The organism is Pseudomonas paralactis, assembly GCF_001439735.1.
GTDB classification, from domain to species: Bacteria; Pseudomonadota; Gammaproteobacteria; order Pseudomonadales; family Pseudomonadaceae; genus Aquipseudomonas; species Aquipseudomonas paralactis.
In genome coordinates, this window is sequence record NZ_JYLN01000014.1 from 1 (window position 1) to 19655 (window position 19655).

The 19655-nt window shown below is 55.1% G+C and carries 15 protein-coding genes, 4 tRNA genes and 1 rRNA gene; all 20 read left to right on the forward strand.

Going from position 1 to position 19655, the window contains the following annotated elements:
* Window positions 1-2 precede the first annotated feature (2 nt).
* Window positions 3-118 (forward strand): 5S ribosomal RNA (gene rrf, locus TX23_RS24560).
* Window positions 119-275: 157 nt separating this feature from the next.
* Window positions 276-1235 carry a bifunctional biotin--[acetyl-CoA-carboxylase] ligase/biotin operon repressor BirA gene (gene birA / locus TX23_RS24565; RefSeq protein WP_057704428.1) on the forward strand — a complete coding sequence of 320 codons (960 nt, stop codon included), beginning with the start codon at window positions 276-278 and terminating at the stop codon, window positions 1233-1235.
* Window positions 1225-1974 carry a pantothenate kinase gene (locus tag TX23_RS24570; protein ID WP_057704429.1) on the forward strand — a complete coding sequence of 250 codons (750 nt, stop codon included), beginning with the start codon at window positions 1225-1227 and terminating at the stop codon, window positions 1972-1974. The genes birA and TX23_RS24570 overlap by 11 nt, the downstream gene beginning before the upstream one ends.
* Window positions 1975-1981: 7 nt before the next feature.
* A complete protein-coding gene (locus TX23_RS24575) occupies window positions 1982-2428 on the forward strand; it encodes a hypothetical protein (RefSeq protein ID WP_057704430.1) in 447 nt (148 codons plus the stop codon).
* A 142-nt stretch (window positions 2429-2570) separates the two neighbouring features.
* Window positions 2571-2655, forward strand: a tRNA-Tyr gene (locus TX23_RS24580).
* Between the two features lie 24 nt (window positions 2656-2679).
* Window positions 2680-2753: transfer RNA gene (locus TX23_RS24585), tRNA-Gly, on the forward strand.
* Between the two features lie 26 nt (window positions 2754-2779).
* Window positions 2780-2855 (forward strand) — tRNA-Thr (locus TX23_RS24590).
* A 162-nt stretch (window positions 2856-3017) separates the two neighbouring features.
* Window positions 3018-3093: transfer RNA gene (locus TX23_RS24595), tRNA-Trp, on the forward strand.
* 45 nt (window positions 3094-3138) lie between these two features.
* A complete protein-coding gene (gene secE, locus TX23_RS24600; RefSeq protein WP_003194658.1) occupies window positions 3139-3507 on the forward strand; it encodes a preprotein translocase subunit SecE in 369 nt (122 codons plus the stop codon).
* Between the two features lie 9 nt (window positions 3508-3516).
* A complete protein-coding gene (gene nusG, locus TX23_RS24605; RefSeq protein WP_003176436.1) occupies window positions 3517-4050 on the forward strand; it encodes a transcription termination/antitermination protein NusG in 534 nt (177 codons plus the stop codon).
* A gap of 117 nt (window positions 4051-4167) precedes the next feature.
* Window positions 4168-4599 carry a 50S ribosomal protein L11 gene (gene rplK, locus TX23_RS24610; protein ID WP_003176435.1) on the forward strand — a complete coding sequence of 144 codons (432 nt, stop codon included), beginning with the start codon at window positions 4168-4170 and terminating at the stop codon, window positions 4597-4599.
* Window positions 4599-5294, forward strand: a complete 696-nt coding sequence (gene rplA, locus TX23_RS24615; protein ID WP_003176434.1) for a 50S ribosomal protein L1 — start codon at window positions 4599-4601, stop codon at window positions 5292-5294. The genes rplK and rplA overlap by 1 nt, the downstream gene beginning before the upstream one ends.
* A gap of 199 nt (window positions 5295-5493) precedes the next feature.
* Entirely contained in the window at window positions 5494-5994 is a 501-nt protein-coding gene (gene rplJ, locus TX23_RS24620) for a 50S ribosomal protein L10 (protein WP_003232405.1), read from the forward strand.
* 78 nt (window positions 5995-6072) lie between these two features.
* Window positions 6073-6438, forward strand: coding sequence for a 50S ribosomal protein L7/L12 (gene rplL, locus TX23_RS24625; protein WP_005791984.1), 366 nt, complete (start codon window positions 6073-6075; stop codon window positions 6436-6438).
* A gap of 219 nt (window positions 6439-6657) precedes the next feature.
* Window positions 6658-10731: a DNA-directed RNA polymerase subunit beta gene (gene rpoB, locus TX23_RS24630; RefSeq protein WP_019819139.1), complete on the forward strand. Its 4074-nt coding sequence runs from the start codon at window positions 6658-6660 to the stop codon at window positions 10729-10731.
* A gap of 64 nt (window positions 10732-10795) precedes the next feature.
* On the forward strand, window positions 10796-14995 hold the full coding sequence (gene rpoC, locus TX23_RS24635; protein WP_005791982.1) for a DNA-directed RNA polymerase subunit beta': 4200 nt from the start codon (window positions 10796-10798) through the stop codon (window positions 14993-14995).
* 216 nt (window positions 14996-15211) lie between these two features.
* Window positions 15212-15583, forward strand: a complete 372-nt coding sequence (gene rpsL, locus TX23_RS24640) for a 30S ribosomal protein S12 (RefSeq protein ID WP_002555494.1) — start codon at window positions 15212-15214, stop codon at window positions 15581-15583.
* A 116-nt stretch (window positions 15584-15699) separates the two neighbouring features.
* Window positions 15700-16170: a 30S ribosomal protein S7 gene (gene rpsG / locus TX23_RS24645; RefSeq protein ID WP_002555493.1), complete on the forward strand. Its 471-nt coding sequence runs from the start codon at window positions 15700-15702 to the stop codon at window positions 16168-16170.
* A gap of 30 nt (window positions 16171-16200) precedes the next feature.
* A complete protein-coding gene (fusA, locus tag TX23_RS24650) occupies window positions 16201-18306 on the forward strand; it encodes an elongation factor G (RefSeq protein ID WP_003194651.1) in 2106 nt (701 codons plus the stop codon).
* Window positions 18307-18336: 30 nt separating this feature from the next.
* On the forward strand, window positions 18337-19530 hold the full coding sequence (gene tuf, locus TX23_RS24655) for an elongation factor Tu (RefSeq protein WP_005791980.1): 1194 nt from the start codon (window positions 18337-18339) through the stop codon (window positions 19528-19530).
* The last annotated feature ends 125 nt before the right edge of the window (window positions 19531-19655 follow it).

Here is a 19655-nt window from a genome sequence, read left to right on the forward strand (position 1 = left end):
TTCTTGACGACCATAGAGCATTGGAACCACCTGATCCCATCCCGAACTCAGCAGTGAAACGATGCATCGCCGATGGTAGTGTGGGGTTTCCCCATGTGAGAGTAGGTCATCGTCAAGATTAAATTCCGAAACCCCTGTTTGCTAACGCAAACAGGGGTTTTGTTTTGGGCGGTCGAAAAACCATCGCTCATGTCCTAAGTGCAAACGCCCCGCGTTTCTATGCAATGACCTTACGCATGGCTATTATGCGTGCCTCATTGTGAGGCGATATTTGCATGCTGATGTTGTTGAAACTACTGAAAGACGGTCGATTCCATTCTGGAGAAGCGCTTGGCTCCGCCCTGGGCGTCAGTCGCAGCGCTGTGTGGAAGCAGCTTCAGCATCTTGAGGCAGAGTTGGGGTTGCCCATTCATAAGGTCCGAGGTCGTGGGTATCAATTGGCTGCGCCATTGGTTTTCTTGAGTTCAGAGCAAATCTCCCTGAATGCGGCCTCTTTAACCTGGCCTGTTCATATTTTCGATTCCATCGACTCCACTAACGCAGAAGCTTTACGGCTTGTTGACTCAGGCTGCGAAGCGCCCTTTGTCGTGCTGGCGGAGCAGCAGACGGCTGGTAGGGGGAGGCGTGGTCGGAAATGGGTCAGTCCGTTTGCGCAGAATGTCTACTACAGCCTTGTACTGCGCATTGAAGGTGGTCTGCGACAGTTGGAGGGGTTGAGTCTCGTAGTTGGCTTGGCAGTTATGCAGGCGTTGCGTGAGTCCGGTGTGCAGGGCGCGGCTTTGAAATGGCCGAACGACGTCTTGGTCGGCCGCAAGAAAATTTCTGGCATTTTGCTTGAGCTGGTGGGAGATCCTGCAGATATCTGTCACGTTGTCCTGGGGATAGGCATCAATGTGAATATGCAGAAAGCCGATGATGTGGATCAGCAGTGGACTTCGATGCAGCTCGAGACTGGTTCTGCTATTGATCGCAACCAGCTGGTGGCGCGTCTGGGGGGGCAATTGCAAAGCTATCTGGACCGACACAAGGCTGAGGGTTTTGCCGGGCTGCAAGATGAGTGGGAGCAGCATCACTTGTGGCAGGGCAAGCCTGTGTCACTCGTTGCGGGTGTCACCCAGATTGATGGGGTGGTGTTGGGTGTGGATCATCAGGGTGCGTTGCGTTTGGATGTCGACGGCATCGAGAAAATATACAGCGGCGGTGAGTTAAGCCTGAGGTTGCGTGATGATTCTTGAGCTCGACTGTGGAAACAGCTTCATCAAGTGGCGTGTGCTTGAGGCGAGTAATGCACGTATTAGCGCAGAAGGCGTGGTGGGCTCGGATGACGCTTTGATTGAAAGTCTAATAGCGCTTCCTGGTCTTCTGCTCACGCGTTGTCGGTTAGTGAGTGTTCGAGCGCTTGAGGAGACCGATAAGCTAGTAGCGGCATTGGTGGAGGCCTTTGGCGTTACCGTATCTTGTGCGGGTTCTGCGAGGGAAATGGCGGGGGTGCGCAATGGCTACGAAGAGTTTGAGCGGCTTGGGCTTGATCGTTGGTTGGCCATGCTGGGTGCATACAAGTTGGCGTCCGGCGCGTGCGTAGTGCTCGATTTCGGTACAGCGGCGACCGCAGACTTTATCGATGTTGATGGTCAGCACTTGGGTGGGTTTATTTGCCCTGGCTTGCCGCTTATGCGCAACCAGTTGCGAACCCATACGCGCAAGATACGTTATGACGACGCAGCGGCTGAGAGAGCCCTGGAGCGTCTCTCTCCTGGGCGGACGACCGTAGAGGCTGTCGAACGTGGTTGTACGCTTATGTTGAGAGGGTTCGTGTTGACCCAGCTTGAATTGGCGCGAGGCTATTGGGGTGAAGAATTCACTGTCTTCTTGACGGGTGGGGATGCCGACCTGGTCAGGGATGCTGCGCCTCAGGCTCGTTTGATCCCGGACCTTGTGTTTGTTGGTTTGGCAATGGCGTGTCCTTTGTCCTGAGGTGATTATGCGCTGGCTGTTTTTGCTTTTACTTGTCCTCAATGCTTTCTACTACGTCTGGCATCAGCAAGAGGCTCCGTTGCGTGCCAAGGACGTTACGCCATTGAGTCTTTATCGTGGGACGCAGCAAGATATTCGGCTCCTGAGTGAGTCTGCAGACACTGTGACCCGGCGTGATCGAGCAAGGGGAGCTGAAGCACAAAGCACCTGTCTGTACATTGGCGGCTTCTCCGATCGTCACCAGGCGCTCACTGTCGAGCAGCGGCTGATGAGCCTGGATATAAGGGTAAAGCTTCAATTGTTGAGCGCGCCTGAGGCCTCGGGTTACTGGTTGCGTGTAGCGCCTGAGAGTCGGCGCTTGGCTGATGATCTGCCGTTCGAAAGCCTTGCTAATGAATTCAATGAGTTAAAACATAAAATAATGCTGTGCGAAGGCATTGCAACTCTCGAATAGTTTGCATAGAATGGCGCCCGCTTCGCAGTGAAGAGCTTTAAAGACTTCAGTGCGAAACGAAGGTCAACGCAGCTAACCTCATATTTTTAATGAGAAAATGCTTGACAGAAGGCCGGCGTGATGTAGAATGCCGGCTCGCTTAGGAGGGGTTCCCGAGCGGCCAAAGGGATCAGACTGTAAATCTGACGTCTACGACTTCGAAGGTTCGAATCCTTCCCCCTCCACCATTTTTAGCGTGAGCTGCAAGCTCCGCGGGTATAGTTTAGTGGTAGAACCTCAGCCTTCCAAGCTGATGATGCGGGTTCGATTCCCGCTACCCGCTCCAAGTTTGCAGGTTGTGCGAGGTGTTTTGCTCTTGTAGCTCAGTTGGTAGAGCACACCCTTGGTAAGGGTGAGGTCAGCGGTTCAAATCCGCTCAAGAGCTCCATATAACAAGGCAGATATGAAAATATCTGCCTTTGTTTTAACAGCTGCCTCGGCTTGTATCGTGTTGTGTCTGGCTGTGATTGTCAGGTGATTTCAAGTCTGTTGGGGTTGGTTGTTGTAAAGTCTTTTTCAGGCCTGCATAATGGTCGGCCTGATTTGTTTTAGGTCAGTAGCTCAATTGGCAGAGCGACGGTCTCCAAAACCGTAGGTTGGGGGTTCGATTCCCTCCTGACCTGCCAGATTCACGTGGTGTGTCTGGCTTTCTTTTCACAGGATCTTCATAGATGACTCCTAAGGCTGAAGCTCAAAGCTCTCGTTTCGATCTGGTCAAGTGGCTCGCTGTAGTCGCCTTGGTGGTCGTAGGCGTTGTTGGCAATCAGTACTATTCTGCTTCGCCGATCCTGTACCGTGTTCTCGCATTGCTGGCCCTTGCTGCTGTAGCTGCCTTTGTAGGCCTGCAGACAGCTAAAGGCAAGTCTTTCGCGGTCCTGGTAAAGGAAGCTCGCACCGAAATTCGTAAAGTCGTTTGGCCGACTCGCCAAGAAACCACGCAGACCACATTGATTGTCGTGGCTGTTGTTCTGGTTATGGCGTTGCTGTTGTGGGGGCTCGATTCCCTGCTCGGCTGGCTTGTTTCCTTGATTGTTGGCTAAGGGTGTCCCGTGGCTAAGCGTTGGTACGTTGTGCATGCTTACTCGGGTTACGAGAAGCATGTTATGCGCTCTTTGCTGGAGCGCGTAAAGCTGGCAGGCATGGAAGATGGCTTCGGCGAAATTCTGGTTCCCACTGAAGAAGTGGTTGAAATGCGGAATGGCCAGAAGCGCAAGAGTGAGCGTAAGTTCTTCCCTGGCTACGTGCTGGTACAGATGGACATGAATGAAGGTACTTGGCACTTGGTCAAGGACACTCCTCGTGTCATGGGTTTCATTGGCGGTACCGCTGATAAGCCTGCTCCGATCACTGACAAAGAGGCGGAAGCAATTCTGCGTCGTGTTGCTGACGGTAGTGACAAGCCCAAGCCGAAGACGTTGTTCGAGCCGGGTGAGGTTGTTCGTGTTACCGATGGTCCTTTCGCTGATTTCAATGGCACCGTCGAAGAAGTTAACTACGAAAAGAGCCGGATCCAAGTGGCAGTGCTCATTTTCGGTCGCTCTACTCCGGTAGAGTTGGAGTTCAGCCAGGTCGAGAAGGTCTAGCTGAAAAAGCATCCCAACCCCACAGCCTTAGGCTGTGGGGTTTTGTCGTCACTGGGATAAACGCGCAAGTAACCGGGGAGCCTTTTTAGGCGTTTGAACCCGTAATTGGAGTGCCTCATGGCCAAGAAGATTACCGCTTACATCAAGCTGCAAGTGAAGGCCGCTCAGGCCAACCCTAGCCCACCCGTCGGTCCAGCTCTGGGTCAGCACGGCGTGAATATCATGGAATTCTGCAAGGCCTTCAACGCCCGTACTCAGGGTCTTGAGCCAGGTCTGCCGACTCCAGTGATCATCACTGTATACAGCGACCGTAGCTTCACTTTCGAAACCAAGTCGACCCCGGCTTCGGTTTTGTTGAAGAAAGCTGCTGGTCTGACTAGCGGTTCCGCTCGTCCGAACACCGTTAAGGTTGGCACCGTAACTCGTGCTCAGCTGGAAGAAATCGCGAAAACCAAAAACGCGGATCTGACTGCAGCTGATATGGATGCAGCCGTGCGTACCATCGCCGGTTCTGCTCGTAGCATGGGCCTTAACGTGGAGGGTGTGTAATGGCTAAGCTGACCAAGCGCCAAAAGGCTATCGCCGGCAAAATTGAAGCAGGCAAGTCTTACAACTTCGTAGACGCTGCTGCCCTGCTGACCGAGCTGTCGACTGTCAAGTTCAGCGAGTCTGTTGACGTTGCTGTGAACCTGGGTGTTGACCCACGTAAATCCGACCAGGTCGTTCGTAGCGCTACTGTGCTGCCACACGGTACTGGCAAGACTGTACGTGTTGCTGTCTTCACCCAAGGCCCGGCAGCTGAAGCTGCTCTGGCTGCCGGCGCTGATCGCGTTGGTATGGATGACCTGGCTGCCGAAATGAAAGGCGGCGACCTGAACTATGACGTCGTTATTGCTTCCCCGGATGCAATGCGCGTTGTAGGTCAGTTGGGTCAGATCCTGGGTCCACGCGGCCTGATGCCTAACCCTAAAGTCGGCACCGTAACGCCAGACGTAGCTACCGCGGTTAAAAACGCAAAGGCTGGTCAGGTTCGTTATCGCACCGACAAAAACGGCATCATTCACACCTCCGTTGGCAAAGTCGGCTTCGACGCCGTCAAGCTGAAGGAAAACGTTGAAGCTCTGATCGCTGATTTGAAGCGTATCAAGCCAGCTTCCTCGAAAGGTATCTACGTCAAGCGCGTTACCCTGAGCACCACTATGGGCCCAGGTCTGGTCATCGACCAAGGCTCGCTGGACGTATAAGACACAAGTTGGCGCAAGCGATTGCGCCAATTGAAAGATTGGGGTCCCTGCCTGGCGGGGGCTATCCAAGACCGTAGGCGACGCAAGTCTTAAACCAACAAGCCTACGCAGATGGTGCTCCCGGTTCCTTACCGAATCAGACACCAAAACGACATCCGGCCTCGGCCAGATGAAACGGTAACAAGCAGGAGTTAAACCCGTGGCAATTAATCTCGAAGACAAGAAGGCCATCGTCGCTGAAGTCAACGAGGCTGCCAAAGCTGCTCTGTCCGCTGTCGTGGCTGATGCCCGTGGTGTGACAGTAGGCGCTATGACCGGACTCCGTAAAGAGGCTCGTGAAGCTGGCGTATACGTACGTGTTGTACGTAACACCCTGCTCAAGCGCGCCGTTGCTGACACTGAATACAGTGTTCTCAACGACGTGTTCACTGGCCCGACTCTGATCGCATTCTCCAAGGATCATCCGGGCGCTGCTGCCCGTTTGTTCAAAGAGTTCGCCAAGAGTCAGGATAAGTTCGAGATCAAGGCAGCTGCGTTCGAGGGCAAGTTCCTCGCAGCTAACCAAATCGACGTACTGGCAACACTGCCGACCCGCGACGAAGCCATTTCGCAGCTGATGAGCGTGATTCAAGGCGCTACCAGCAAGCTGGCTCGTACTCTGGCTGCAGTTCGCGAGCAAAAAGAAGCTGCCGCAGCCTAAGGCTGAGCAAATTCTCTCGCGTATTTTTGTTTATTTCGATGGCCGCGTAGGCCGTCCCCCAATTCAGGAAATACAGCAATGTCTATCTCCCAAGACGATATCCTCAACGCCGTAGCTGAAATGTCGGTTCTGCAGGTTGTTGAGCTGATCAAAGCTTTCGAAGAAAAATTCGGCGTTTCCGCTGCCGCTGCTTCCGCTGGCCCAGCTGCTGCTGCTGCTGTTGTTGAAGAGCAAACCGAATTCAACGTCATGCTGACCGAAGCTGGCGAGAAGAAAGTAAACGTGATCAAGGCAGTACGTGAACTGACCGGTCTGGGCCTGAAAGAAGCCAAGGCTGTAGTTGACGGCGCTCCTGCCATGGTTCTGGAAGCTGTTGCCAAAGACGCAGCTGACAAAGCCAAAGCTACTCTGGAAGAAGCAGGCGCTAAAGTCGAGCTGAAGTAAGCATCGACCTTGCGTCTCCAGCCCAAGCGTTAAGCTGAAGGCTGATGGCTGGTGGCTCTTGCCACCGGCCTTTTTCCGTTCTTGGCTGTCGACTCGGTCGCCGCCATTAACGCGCTGTAGCCACCCGAAGCGGTGGTGCAAACCATGGGGTTTGCAAGATTTTCTGGCTGCTCCCGTCGGAGGGGCCAAACAAGCAGGTGACCAAGCTGGGGAACGCTGATGGCTTACTCATATACTGAGAAAAAACGTATCCGCAAGGACTTTAGCAAGTTGCCGGACGTCATGGATGTCCCGTACCTTCTGGCTATCCAGCTGGATTCGTATCGTGAATTCTTGCAGGCGGGAGCGACCAAAGATCAGTTCCGCGACGTGGGCCTGCATGCGGCCTTCAAATCCGTTTTCCCGATCATCAGCTACTCCGGCAATGCTGCGCTGGAGTACGTCGGTTATCGCCTGGGCGAACCGGCATTTGATGTCAAAGAATGCGTGTTGCGTGGCGTTACGTACGCCGTACCTTTGCGGGTAAAAGTCCGTCTGATCATTTTCGACAAAGAATCGTCGAACAAAGCGATCAAGGACATCAAAGAGCAAGAAGTCTACATGGGCGAAATCCCATTGATGACTGAGAACGGTACCTTCGTTATCAACGGTACCGAGCGTGTAATCGTTTCCCAGCTGCACCGTTCCCCGGGCGTGTTCTTCGACCACGACCGCGGCAAGACGCACAGCTCCGGCAAACTCCTGTACTCCGCGCGGATCATTCCGTACCGCGGTTCGTGGTTGGACTTTGAGTTCGACCCGAAAGACTGCGTGTTCGTGCGTATCGACCGTCGTCGCAAGCTGCCGGCCTCGGTACTGCTGCGCGCGCTCGGCTATACCACTGAGCAAGTGCTGGACGCTTTCTATACCACCAACGTATTCAGCCTGAAGGATGAAACCCTCAAGCTGGAACTGATCGCTTCGCGTCTGCGTGGTGAAATTGCCGTCCTGGACATCCAGGATGAAAAAGGCAAGGTCATCGTTGAGGCTGGCCGTCGTATCACTGCGCGCCACATCAACCAGATCGAAAAAGCCGGTATCAAAGAGCTGGAAGTGCCTCTGGACTACGTTCTGGGTCGCACTACCGCCAAGGTCATCGTTCACCCGGCTACAGGCGAAATCCTGGCTGAGTGCAACACCGAGCTGAACACCGAGATCCTGGCCAAAATCGCCAAGGCCCAGGTTGTTCGCATCGAGACCCTGTACACCAACGATATCGACTGCGGTCCGTTCATCTCCGACACACTGAAGATCGACTCCACCAGCAACCAATTGGAAGCGCTGGTCGAGATCTATCGCATGATGCGTCCTGGTGAGCCTCCAACCAAAGACGCTGCCGAAACCCTGTTCAACAACCTGTTCTTCAGCCCTGAGCGCTATGACCTGTCTGCGGTCGGCCGGATGAAGTTCAACCGTCGTATCGGTCGTACCGAGATCGAAGGTTCGGGCGTGCTGTGCAAGGAAGACATCGTTGCGGTACTGAAGACCCTGGTCGACATCCGTAACGGCAAAGGCATCGTCGATGACATCGACCACTTGGGTAACCGTCGTGTTCGCTGCGTAGGCGAAATGGCCGAGAACCAGTTCCGCGTTGGCCTGGTGCGTGTTGAGCGTGCGGTCAAAGAGCGTCTGTCGATGGCTGAAAGCGAAGGCCTGATGCCGCAAGACCTGATCAACGCCAAGCCAGTGGCTGCGGCGGTGAAAGAGTTCTTCGGTTCCAGCCAGCTTTCCCAGTTCATGGACCAGAACAACCCTCTGTCCGAGATCACCCACAAGCGCCGTGTATCCGCACTGGGCCCGGGCGGTCTGACCCGTGAGCGTGCTGGCTTTGAAGTTCGTGACGTACACCCGACGCACTACGGTCGTGTTTGCCCGATCGAAACGCCGGAAGGTCCGAACATCGGTCTGATCAACTCCCTGGCCGCTTATGCGCGCACCAACCAGTACGGCTTCCTCGAAAGCCCGTACCGTGTGGTGAAAGACGCTCTGGTCACCGACGAGATCGTGTTCCTGTCCGCCATCGAAGAAGCTGATCACGTGATCGCTCAGGCTTCGGCCACGATGAACGACAAGAAAGTCCTGATCGACGAGCTGGTAGCTGTTCGTCACTTGAACGAGTTCACCGTCAAGGCGCCGGAAGACGTCACCTTGATGGACGTTTCTCCGAAGCAGGTAGTGTCGGTTGCAGCGTCGCTGATCCCGTTCCTGGAACACGATGACGCCAACCGTGCGTTGATGGGTTCCAACATGCAGCGTCAAGCTGTACCGACCCTGCGTGCTGACAAGCCGTTGGTAGGTACCGGCATGGAGCGCAACGTAGCGCGTGACTCCGGCGTTTGCGTCGTGGCTCGTCGTGGCGGCGTGATCGACTCCGTTGATGCCAGCCGTATCGTGGTTCGTGTTGCCGATGACGAAGTAGAAACTGGCGAAGCCGGTGTCGACATCTACAACCTGACCAAATACACCCGCTCGAACCAGAACACCTGCATCAACCAGCGTCCGCTGGTGAGCAAGGGTGATCGCGTTCAGCGTAGCGACATCATGGCCGACGGCCCGTCCACCGACATGGGTGAGCTGGCTCTGGGTCAGAACATGCGCATCGCGTTCATGGCATGGAACGGCTTCAACTTCGAAGACTCCATCTGCCTGTCCGAGCGTGTGGTTCAAGAAGACCGCTTCACCACGATCCACATCCAGGAACTGACCTGTGTGGCGCGTGACACCAAGCTTGGGCCAGAGGAAATCACTGCAGACATCCCGAACGTGGGTGAAGCTGCACTGAACAAGCTGGACGAAGCCGGTATCGTTTACGTAGGTGCTGAAGTTGGCGCTGGCGACATCCTGGTCGGTAAGGTCACTCCGAAAGGCGAGACTCAACTGACGCCGGAAGAGAAGCTGCTGCGTGCCATCTTCGGTGAAAAAGCCAGCGACGTTAAAGACACTTCCCTGCGTGTACCTACCGGTACCAAGGGTACTGTCATCGACGTACAGGTCTTCACCCGTGACGGCGTTGAGCGTGATGCTCGTGCACTGTCCATTGAGAAGACCCAGCTCGACGAGATTCGCAAGGACCTGAACGAAGAGTTCCGTATCGTTGAAGGCGCGACCTTCGAACGTCTGCGTTCCGCTCTGGTAGGCCACAAGGCTGAAGGCGGCGCAGGTCTGAAGAAAGGTCAGGACATCACCGACGAAATTCTCGACGGTCTTGAGCACGGCCAGTGGTTCAAACTGCGCATGGCTGAAGACGCTCTGAACGAGCAGCTTGAGAAGGCCCAGGCCTATATCGTTGATCGCCGCCGTCTGCTGGACGACAAGTTCGAAGACAAGAAGCGCAAACTGCAGCAGGGCGATGACCTGGCTCCAGGCGTGCTGAAAATCGTCAAGGTTTACCTGGCAATCCGTCGCCGCATCCAACCGGGCGACAAGATGGCCGGTCGTCACGGTAACAAGGGTGTGGTCTCCGTGATCATGCCGGTTGAAGACATGCCGCACGATGCCAATGGCACCCCGGTCGACGTCGTCCTCAACCCGTTGGGCGTACCTTCGCGTATGAACGTTGGTCAGATCCTTGAAACCCACCTGGGCCTCGCGGCCAAAGGTCTGGGCGAGAAGATCAACCGTATGATCGAAGAGCAGCGCAAGGTCGCAGACCTGCGCAAGTTCCTGCACGAGATCTACAACGAGATCGGCGGTCGCAACGAAGAGCTGGACACCTTCTCCGACCAGGAAATCCTGGATCTGGCGAAGAACCTGCGCGGCGGCGTTCCAATGGCTACCCCGGTGTTCGACGGTGCCAAGGAAAGCGAAATCAAGGCCATGCTGAAACTGGCAGACCTGCCGGAAAGCGGCCAGATGCAGCTGTTCGACGGCCGTACCGGCAACAAGTTTGAGCGCCCGGTTACTGTTGGCTACATGTACATGCTGAAGCTGAACCACTTGGTAGACGACAAGATGCACGCTCGTTCTACCGGTTCGTACAGCCTGGTTACCCAGCAGCCGCTGGGTGGTAAGGCTCAGTTCGGTGGTCAGCGTTTCGGGGAGATGGAGGTCTGGGCACTGGAAGCATACGGTGCTGCATACACTCTGCAAGAAATGCTCACAGTGAAGTCGGACGATGTGAACGGTCGTACCAAGATGTACAAAAACATCGTGGACGGCGATCACCGTATGGAGCCGGGCATGCCCGAGTCCTTCAACGTGTTGATCAAAGAAATTCGTTCCCTCGGCATCGATATCGATCTGGAAACCGAATAACACGTGACGCGAATCGAGAGCGTGGCCGTTTGGCCCGCTCTCTGCTCCGCCAGGAGGAAAGGCCTTGAAAGACCTACTGAATTTGCTGAAAAACCAGGGTCAAGTCGAAGAGTTCGACGCCATCCGTATTGGATTGGCATCGCCTGAGATGATCCGTTCGTGGTCGTTCGGTGAAGTTAAAAAGCCGGAAACCATCAACTACCGTACGTTCAAACCCGAGCGTGACGGCCTGTTCTGCGCCAAGATCTTTGGCCCGGTAAAGGATTACGAGTGCCTGTGCGGTAAGTACAAGCGCTTGAAGCACCGTGGTGTGATCTGCGAGAAGTGCGGCGTTGAAGTTGCGCTGGCCAAGGTTCGTCGTGAGCGCATGGCGCACATCGAACTGGCTTCGCCGGTTGCCCACATCTGGTTCCTGAAATCGCTGCCGTCCCGTATCGGCTTGCTGATGGACATGACCCTGCGTGATATCGAACGTGTTCTCTACTTCGAGAGCTATGTCGTTATCGATCCAGGCATGACCACCCTTGAAAAGGGTCAGCTGCTGAACGACGAGCAGTACTTCGAAGCGCTGGAAGAGTTCGGTGACGATTTCGATGCCCGCATGGGTGCCGAAGCTGTCCGCGAGCTGCTGCACGCTATCGACCTGGAACACGAGATTGGTCGTCTGCGCGAAGAAATTCCGCAAACCAACTCCGAAACCAAGATCAAGAAACTGTCCAAGCGTCTGAAGTTGATGGAAGCCTTCCAGGGTTCCGGCAACTTGCCAGAGTGGATGGTGCTGACCGTTCTGCCGGTTCTGCCGCCAGACCTGCGTCCGCTGGTGCCGTTGGACGGTGGTCGTTTCGCGACGTCCGACCTCAACGACCTGTACCGCCGCGTGATCAACCGTAACAACCGCTTGAAGCGCCTGCTTGATCTGTCCGCTCCGGACATCATCGTGCGCAACGAAAAGCGTATGTTGCAGGAAGCTGTGGATGCCTTGCTCGACAACGGTCGTCGTGGTCGCGCTATCACCGGTTCCAACAAGCGCCCTCTGAAATCCCTGGCTGACATGATCAAGGGTAAGCAAGGTCGTTTCCGTCAGAACTTGCTCGGTAAGCGTGTTGACTACTCCGGTCGTTCGGTAATTACCGTAGGCCCGACCCTGCGTCTGCACCAGTGCGGTCTGCCCAAGAAGATGGCACTTGAGCTGTTCAAGCCATTCATCTTCGGCAAGCTGGAAATGCGTGGTCTGGCGACCACCATCAAAGCGGCCAAGAAAATGGTCGAGCGCGAACTGCCCGAAGTTTGGGACGTTCTCGCCGAAGTGATTCGCGAACACCCGGTTCTCCTCAACCGTGCACCGACCCTTCACCGTCTGGGTATCCAGGCGTTTGAACCAGTACTGATCGAAGGTAAGGCTATCCAGCTGCATCCTCTGGTCTGTGCCGCGTACAACGCCGACTTCGACGGCGACCAAATGGCCGTGCACGTACCGCTGACACTGGAAGCCCAGTTGGAAGCGCGTGCGTTGATGATGTCGACCAACAACATTCTGTCGCCAGCCAACGGTGAGCCAATCATCGTTCCGTCGCAGGACGTTGTATTGGGTCTGTACTACATGACTCGTGAAGCGATCAACGCCAAAGGCGAAGGTCGTGTGTTCGCTGACCTGCAAGAAGTTGACCGTGTGTTCCGTGCCGGCGAAGCCGCACTGCACGCCAAGGTCAAAGTGCGGATCAACGAAACCGTCAACGACCGTGACGGCGGCAGCGTGAGCAACACCCGTATCGTCGACACCACTGTCGGCCGTGCGCTGTTGTACCAGGTTGTGCCAAAAGGTCTGTCGTATGACGTCGTCAACCTGCCGATGAAGAAAAAGGCGATCTCCAAGCTGATCAACCAGTGCTACCGCGTGGTTGGTTTGAAAGAGACCGTTATCTTCGCTGACCAGTTGATGTACACAGGTTTCGCTTACTCGACTATCTCCGGCGTCTCCATCGGCGTTAACGACTTCGTTATCCCGGATGAAAAAGCTCGCATCATCAGTGCTGCTACTGACGAAGTGAAAGAGATCGAGAGCCAGTACGCCTCCGGCCTGGTAACCCAGGGCGAGAAGTACAACAAGGTGATCGACCTTTGGTCCAAGGCGAACGACGAAGTTTCCAAGGCGATGATGGCCAACCTCTCGAAAGAGAAAGTCATCGACCGTCACGGCGACGAAGTTGACCAGGAGTCCTTCAACTCGATGTACATGATGGCCGACTCGGGCGCACGGGGTTCTGCTGCGCAGATCCGTCAGCTCGCCGGTATGCGTGGCCTGATGGCCAAGCCGGACGGTTCCATCATCGAAACGCCGATCACTGCTAACTTCCGTGAAGGTTTGAGCGTACTTCAGTACTTCATCTCTACTCACGGTGCTCGTAAGGGTCTTGCGGATACCGCGTTGAAAACCGCTAACTCCGGTTACCTGACTCGTCGTCTGGTAGACGTTGCACAAGATCTGGTTGTAACCGAGATCGATTGCGGCACCGAGCACGGCCTGCTGATGACTCCGCACATTGAAGGCGGTGACGTTGTAGAGCCGCTGGGTGAGCGCGTATTGGGTCGTGTTATTGCCCGTGACGTATTCAAGCCAGGCACCGAGGAAGTTATCGTTCCTGCCGGTACCCTGGTGGATGAGAAGTGGGTCGAGTTCATCGAACTCAACAGCATCGACGAAGTGATCGTTCGCTCGCCGATCAGCTGCGAAACCCGCTACGGCATCTGCGCCAAGTGCTACGGCCGTGACTTGGCTCGTGGTCACCAGGTGAACATCGGTGAAGCGGTCGGCGTTATCGCTGCCCAGTCCATCGGTGAGCCGGGTACCCAGCTGACCATGCGTACGTTCCACATCGGTGGTGCGGCAAGCCGGACCTCCGCAGCCGACAGTGTTCAGGTTAAGAATGGCGGTACCGTCCGTCTGCACAACCTCAAGCACGTTGAGCGAGTGGATGGCCACCTGGTTGCTGTGTCCCGTTCCGGTGAGTTGGCAATCGCTGATGACTACGGTCGTGAGCGCGAGCGTTACAAGCTGCCGTACGGTGCTGTGATTTCGGTTAAAGAAGGTGACAAGGTCGACGCTGGCGCAATCGTGGCCAAGTGGGATCCGCACACTCACCCAATCGTTACCGAAATGAAAGGTACCGTGACCTACGTGGGCATGGAAGAAGGCATCACGATCAAGCGTCAGACTGACGAATTGACCGGTATGACCAACATTGAAGTACTCGACGCCAAAGATCGTCCAGCTGCCGGCAAAGACATCCGTCCAGCCGTGAAGATGGTCGACGACAACGGCAAGGACCTGTTGCTGCCAGGCACTGACGTAATCGCTCAGTACTTCCTGCCAGCCAACGCCCTGGTCGGTGTAGCGGATGGTGCGAAGATCGCGATCGGTGATGTTATCGCGCGTATCCCGCAAGAAACTTCGAAGACCCGTGACATCACCGGTGGTCTGCCGCGTGTTGCCGACTTGTTCGAAGCTCGTCGTCCGAAAGAAGCGTCGATTCTGGCTGAAGTCAGCGGCACCATCGCGTTCGGTAAAGAGACCAAGGGCAAGCGCCGTCTGGTCATTACCCCGAACGACGGTAGCGATCCGTATGAAGAGCTGATTCCGAAGTGGCGTCACCTGAACGTGTTCGAAGGCGAACAGGTAAACCGCGGCGAAGTTATCTCCGACGGCCCGAGCGATCCACACGACATCCTGCGTCTGCTGGGTGTGAGTGCGCTGGCCAAGTACATCGTTAACGAGATCCAGGACGTTTACCGTCTGCAGGGCGTGAAGATCAACGACAAGCACATCGAGACCATCCTGCGTCAGATGCTGCGTAAAGTTGAAATCGCTGAATCCGGCGATTCCAGTTTCATCAAGGGCGACCAGATGGAACTGACTCACGTACTGGTAGAAAACGAGCGCCTGGCGAACGAAGAGAAATTTGTCTCCAAGTTCACTCGCGTGTTGCTCGGTATCACCAAGGCGTCGTTGTCCACTGAGTCGTTCATCTCGGCGGCCTCCTTCCAGGAGACCACTCGCGTGCTGACCGAAGCAGCGGTAACCGGCAAGCGCGATTACCTGCGCGGCCTGAAAGAAAACGTAGTCGTGGGTCGTCTGATCCCGGCGGGTACCGGTTTGGCTTATCACAGCGAGCGTAAGCGTCGCCGTGATGCTGACAAGCCGCTGCGCGTAAGCGCCAGTGAAGTGGAAGCTGCACTGACCGAAGCGCTGAACTCAAGCGGTAACTGAGTTCTGCGATAGATGAGTCTGGGCCCTGACACTCCCGTTCGTCGGATCGAGGCATTTTTGCCCCGCTTCGACGCGAGGGGAGGTCGGGGCCTTGCCTTGACTGGGGACAAGATCCTCTTTAGACTCTTGTACCCCTAAATTTGGCGGGAATTCGTTCCTGCCATTTTGCTTTTCTTGCAAGACAATAGCGTCGCAAGACAACAGTGGAGCTAGTAGATGGCAACTATCAACCAGCTGGTACGTCAGCCGCGTAAGCGTATCGTCGAGAAATCCGACGTACCTGCGCTGCAGAACTGCCCGCAACGTCGTGGCGTATGCACCCGTGTGTATACCACCACGCCGAAAAAACCTAACTCGGCACTGCGTAAAGTATGCCGTGTGCGTCTGACCAACGGTTTCGAGGTTTCCTCGTACATCGGCGGTGAAGGCCACAACCTGCAAGAGCACAGCGTGGTACTGATCCGTGGCGGTCGTGTAAAAGACTTGCCAGGCGTTCGTTATCACACCGTACGTGGCTCCTTGGATACTTCCGGCGTTAAAGGTCGTAACCAGGGTCGTTCGAAGTACGGTACCAAGAAGCCTAAGTAGTAGGCTTTTTGTAAACCTGAATCATCTTATTTTCTGAGTCGATAAGAGTAAGGTCGGAGGCGTCCCGAAAGGGCACCGATTCCGAGCGAACCTGAAGACCGTTTGAGGGCTTATCCATGCCAAGAAGACGCGTAGCAGCCAAGCGCGAAGTGCTTGACGATCCAAAATACGGAAGCCAAATTCTGGCCAAGTTCATGAACCACGTGATGGAAAGCGGCAAGAAAGCCGTTGCCGAGCGTATCGTTTATGGCGCGCTGGAAAAGGTTAAAGAACGCAAGAACAGCGACCCCCTGGAAATCTTCGAGAAAGCTCTCGACGCCATCGCTCCGCTGGTCGAAGTGAAGTCGCGCCGTGTAGGCGGTGCTACTTACCAGGTTCCGGTTGAAGTTCGCCCGTCCCGTCGTAACGCTCTGGCAATGCGCTGGTTGGTAGACTTCGCCCGTAAGCGCGGCGAGAAGTCTATGGCTCTGCGTTTGGCCGGCGAACTGTTGGACGCTGCTGAAGGTAAAGGTGCTGCTGTTAAGAAGCGTGAAGACGTGCACCGTATGGCTGAAGCCAACAAAGCTTTCTCGCACTACCGCTTCTAATTTTAGCTTCACTAATTTTGCGAGGGCTTTATGGCTCGTACTACTCCGATTAGCCGCTACCGTAACATCGGTATCGTCGCTCACGTGGATGCTGGTAAAACCACCACCACCGAGCGCGTACTGTTTTACACCGGCAAAAGTCACAAAATGGGCGAGGTGCATGACGGCGCCGCGACCACAGACTGGATGGTTCAGGAGCAGGAGCGTGGTATTACCATTACTTCTGCTGCTATTACCGCCTTCTGGAAAGGTTCCGAGAAGCAGTACAAAGACGAGCATCGCTTCAACGTAATCGATACCCCGGGCCACGTAGACTTCACCATTGAAGTTGAGCGTTCCCTGCGCGTACTCGACGGCGCTGTCGTTGTGTTCTGCGGCACCTCGGGTGTTGAGCCTCAGTCGGAAACCGTATGGCGTCAAGCCAACAAGTACGGCGTTCCACGTCTTGTTTATGTAAACAAGATGGACCGTGCTGGTGCCAACTTCCTGCGCGTGATCGGTCAGATCAAGCAGCGTCTGGGTCACACTCCGGTGCCTATCCAGTTGGCTATCGGTTCCGAAGACAATTTCCAGGGTCAGATCGATCTGATCAACATGGAAGCTGTTTACTGGAATGATTCCGACAAAGGTATGGTTCCTGTTCGCAAGCCTATCCCTGAAGAGCTTCAGGAGCTGGCTGACGAGTGGCGCAACAACATGGTTGAGGCTGCAGCCGAAGCCAGCGAAGAGCTGATGAACAAATACCTCGAAGGTGAAGAACTCACCAACGTGGAAATCAAGGCCGCTCTGCGTCAGCGTACTATCGCTGGTGAGATCGTCTTGGCTGTTTGCGGTTCCTCGTTCAAGAACAAGGGTGTTCCCCTGGTTCTCGACGCCGTTATCGACTACCTGCCTGCTCCAACCGACATTCCTGCTATCAAGGGTTCCAACCCTGATAACGAGGAAGAAGAGATGGAGCGTCATGCTGACGACAACGAGCCGTTCTCGGCTCTGGCGTTCAAGATCGCTACCGACCCATTCGTGGGTACTTTGACCTTCGTCCGCGTTTACTCGGGCGTGTTGGCCTCCGGCGACGGCGTGATCAACTCGGTTAAAGGCAAGAAAGAGCGCGTGGGTCGTATGGTGCAAATGCACGCAAACGCCCGTGAAGAGATCAAGGAAGTACGCGCTGGTGACATCGCGGCCCTGATCGGCATGAAGGACGTCACCACTGGTGAAACTTTGTGCGACGCTGCCAAGCCAATCATCCTGGTTCGCATGGACTTCCCGGAGCCGGTTATCTCGGTTGCCGTAGAGCCTAAAACCAAGGATGACCAGGAAAAAATGGGTATCGCTCTGGGCAAGCTTGCTCAGGAAGATCCATCTTTCCGCGTCAAAACTGATGAAGAGACTGGTCAAACGATCATCTCTGGCATGGGCGAGCTGCACCTGGACATCCTGGTTGACCGGATGCGCCGTGAGTTCAACGTCGAAGCCAACATCGGTAAGCCTCAGGTTTCCTATCGTGAGCGCATCACGAAGAACTGCGAAATCGAAGGCAAGTTCGTTCGTCAATCCGGCGGTCGTGGTCAGTTCGGTCACTGCTGGATCCGTTTTGCTCCTGCTGACGAAGGTCAGGAAGGTCTGCAATTCGTGAACGAAGTAGTAGGTGGTGTTGTTCCTAAGGAATACATCCCTGCTATCCAGAAGGGTATCGAAGAGCAGATGAAGAACGGTGTTGTTGCCGGCTATCCGCTGATCGGCCTGAAAGCAACCGTTTTTGACGGTTCTTACCACGACGTCGACTCCAACGAGATGGCGTTTAAGGTGGCTGCTTCCATGGCAACCAAGCAACTGGCCCAGAAGGGCGGTGGTGAGTTGCTTGAGCCAATCATGGCGGTAGAAGTTGTTACACCTGAAGACTATATGGGTGATGTCATGGGCGACCTTAACCGTCGTCGCGGCATGATCTTGGGTATGGAAGACACGGTTTCCGGCAAAGTGATTCGCGCCGAGGTTCCGTTGGGTGAGATGTTCGGTTATGCGACCGACGTTCGCTCCATGTCCCAGGGTCGCGCAAGCTACTCTATGGAATTCAAAAAATACAACACAGCTCCGGCGCACATCGCTGAAACTGTATCCAAAAAACAAGGCTGATTCAGTCCTTTAGGCAAGGAGTTAATTGTCGTGGCTAAAGAAAAATTTGATCGTTCCCTACCGCACGTAAACGTTGGCACCATCGGCCACGTTGACCACGGTAAAACCACTCTGACCGCTGCTCTGACTCGCGTCTGCTCCGAAGTTTTCGGTTCGGCTCGTGTTGACTTCGACAAGATCGACAGCGCACCAGAAGAAAAAGCTCGTGGTATCACCATCAACACCGCGCACGTTGAGTACAACTCGACTATTCGTCACTACGCTCACGTTGACTGCCCAGGTCACGCTGACTATGTGAAGAACATGATCACTGGTGCTGCCCAGATGGACGGCGCGATCCTGGTTTGCTCGGCCGCTGATGGTCCGATGCCACAAACCCGTGAGCACATCCTGCTGTCCCGCCAGGTTGGCGTTCCGTACATCGTGGTTTTCCTGAACAAGGCTGACCTGGTAGACGACGCTGAGCTGCTGGAACTGGTTGAGATGGAAGTGCGCGATCTGCTGAGCACTTACGACTTCCCAGGTGACGACACTCCGATCATCATCGGTTCTGCTCGTATGGCTCTGGAAGGCAATGACGAAAACGAAATGGGCACCACTGCCGTTCGTAAACTGGTTGAAACTCTGGACAGCTACATCCCAGAACCAGTTCGTCTGACCGACAAGCCGTTCCTGATGCCAATCGAAGACGTATTCTCGATCTCTGGTCGCGGTACTGTTGTGACTGGTCGTATCGAGCGCGGTATCGTTCGCGTTCAGGATCCACTGGAAATCGTTGGTCTGCGTGACACTACTGTCACCACCTGCACCGGTGTTGAAATGTTCCGCAAACTGCTCGACGAAGGTCGTGCTGGCGAGAACTGCGGCGTTCTGCTGCGTGGTACCAAGCGTGACGACGTTGAGCGTGGCCAGGTTCTGGTTAAGCCAGGTTCGGTCAAGCCGCACACCAAGTTCACCGCAGAAGTTTACGTTCTGAGCAAAGAAGAAGGCGGCCGTCATACTCCGTTCTTCAAGGGCTACCGTCCACAGTTCTACTTCCGTACTACTGACGTGACCGGTAACTGCGAATTGCCAGAAGGCGTTGAAATGGTAATGCCAGGTGACAACATTCAAATGACTGTTACCCTGATCAAAACCATCGCAATGGAAGACGGTCTGCGCTTCGCAATCCGTGAAGGCGGCCGTACCGTTGGTGCTGGCGTTGTAGCTAAAATCATCGAGTAATCTCTCTTTCGAGTGAGCTTTGATGTTTTGAGAAGGCCCCCGCTTAGCGGGGGCCTTTTTTATTGGGTTGACACCTATCTAGGGCGTCTATAGAATTGCGCCTCCTTTTAACGGGCGTATTGCGC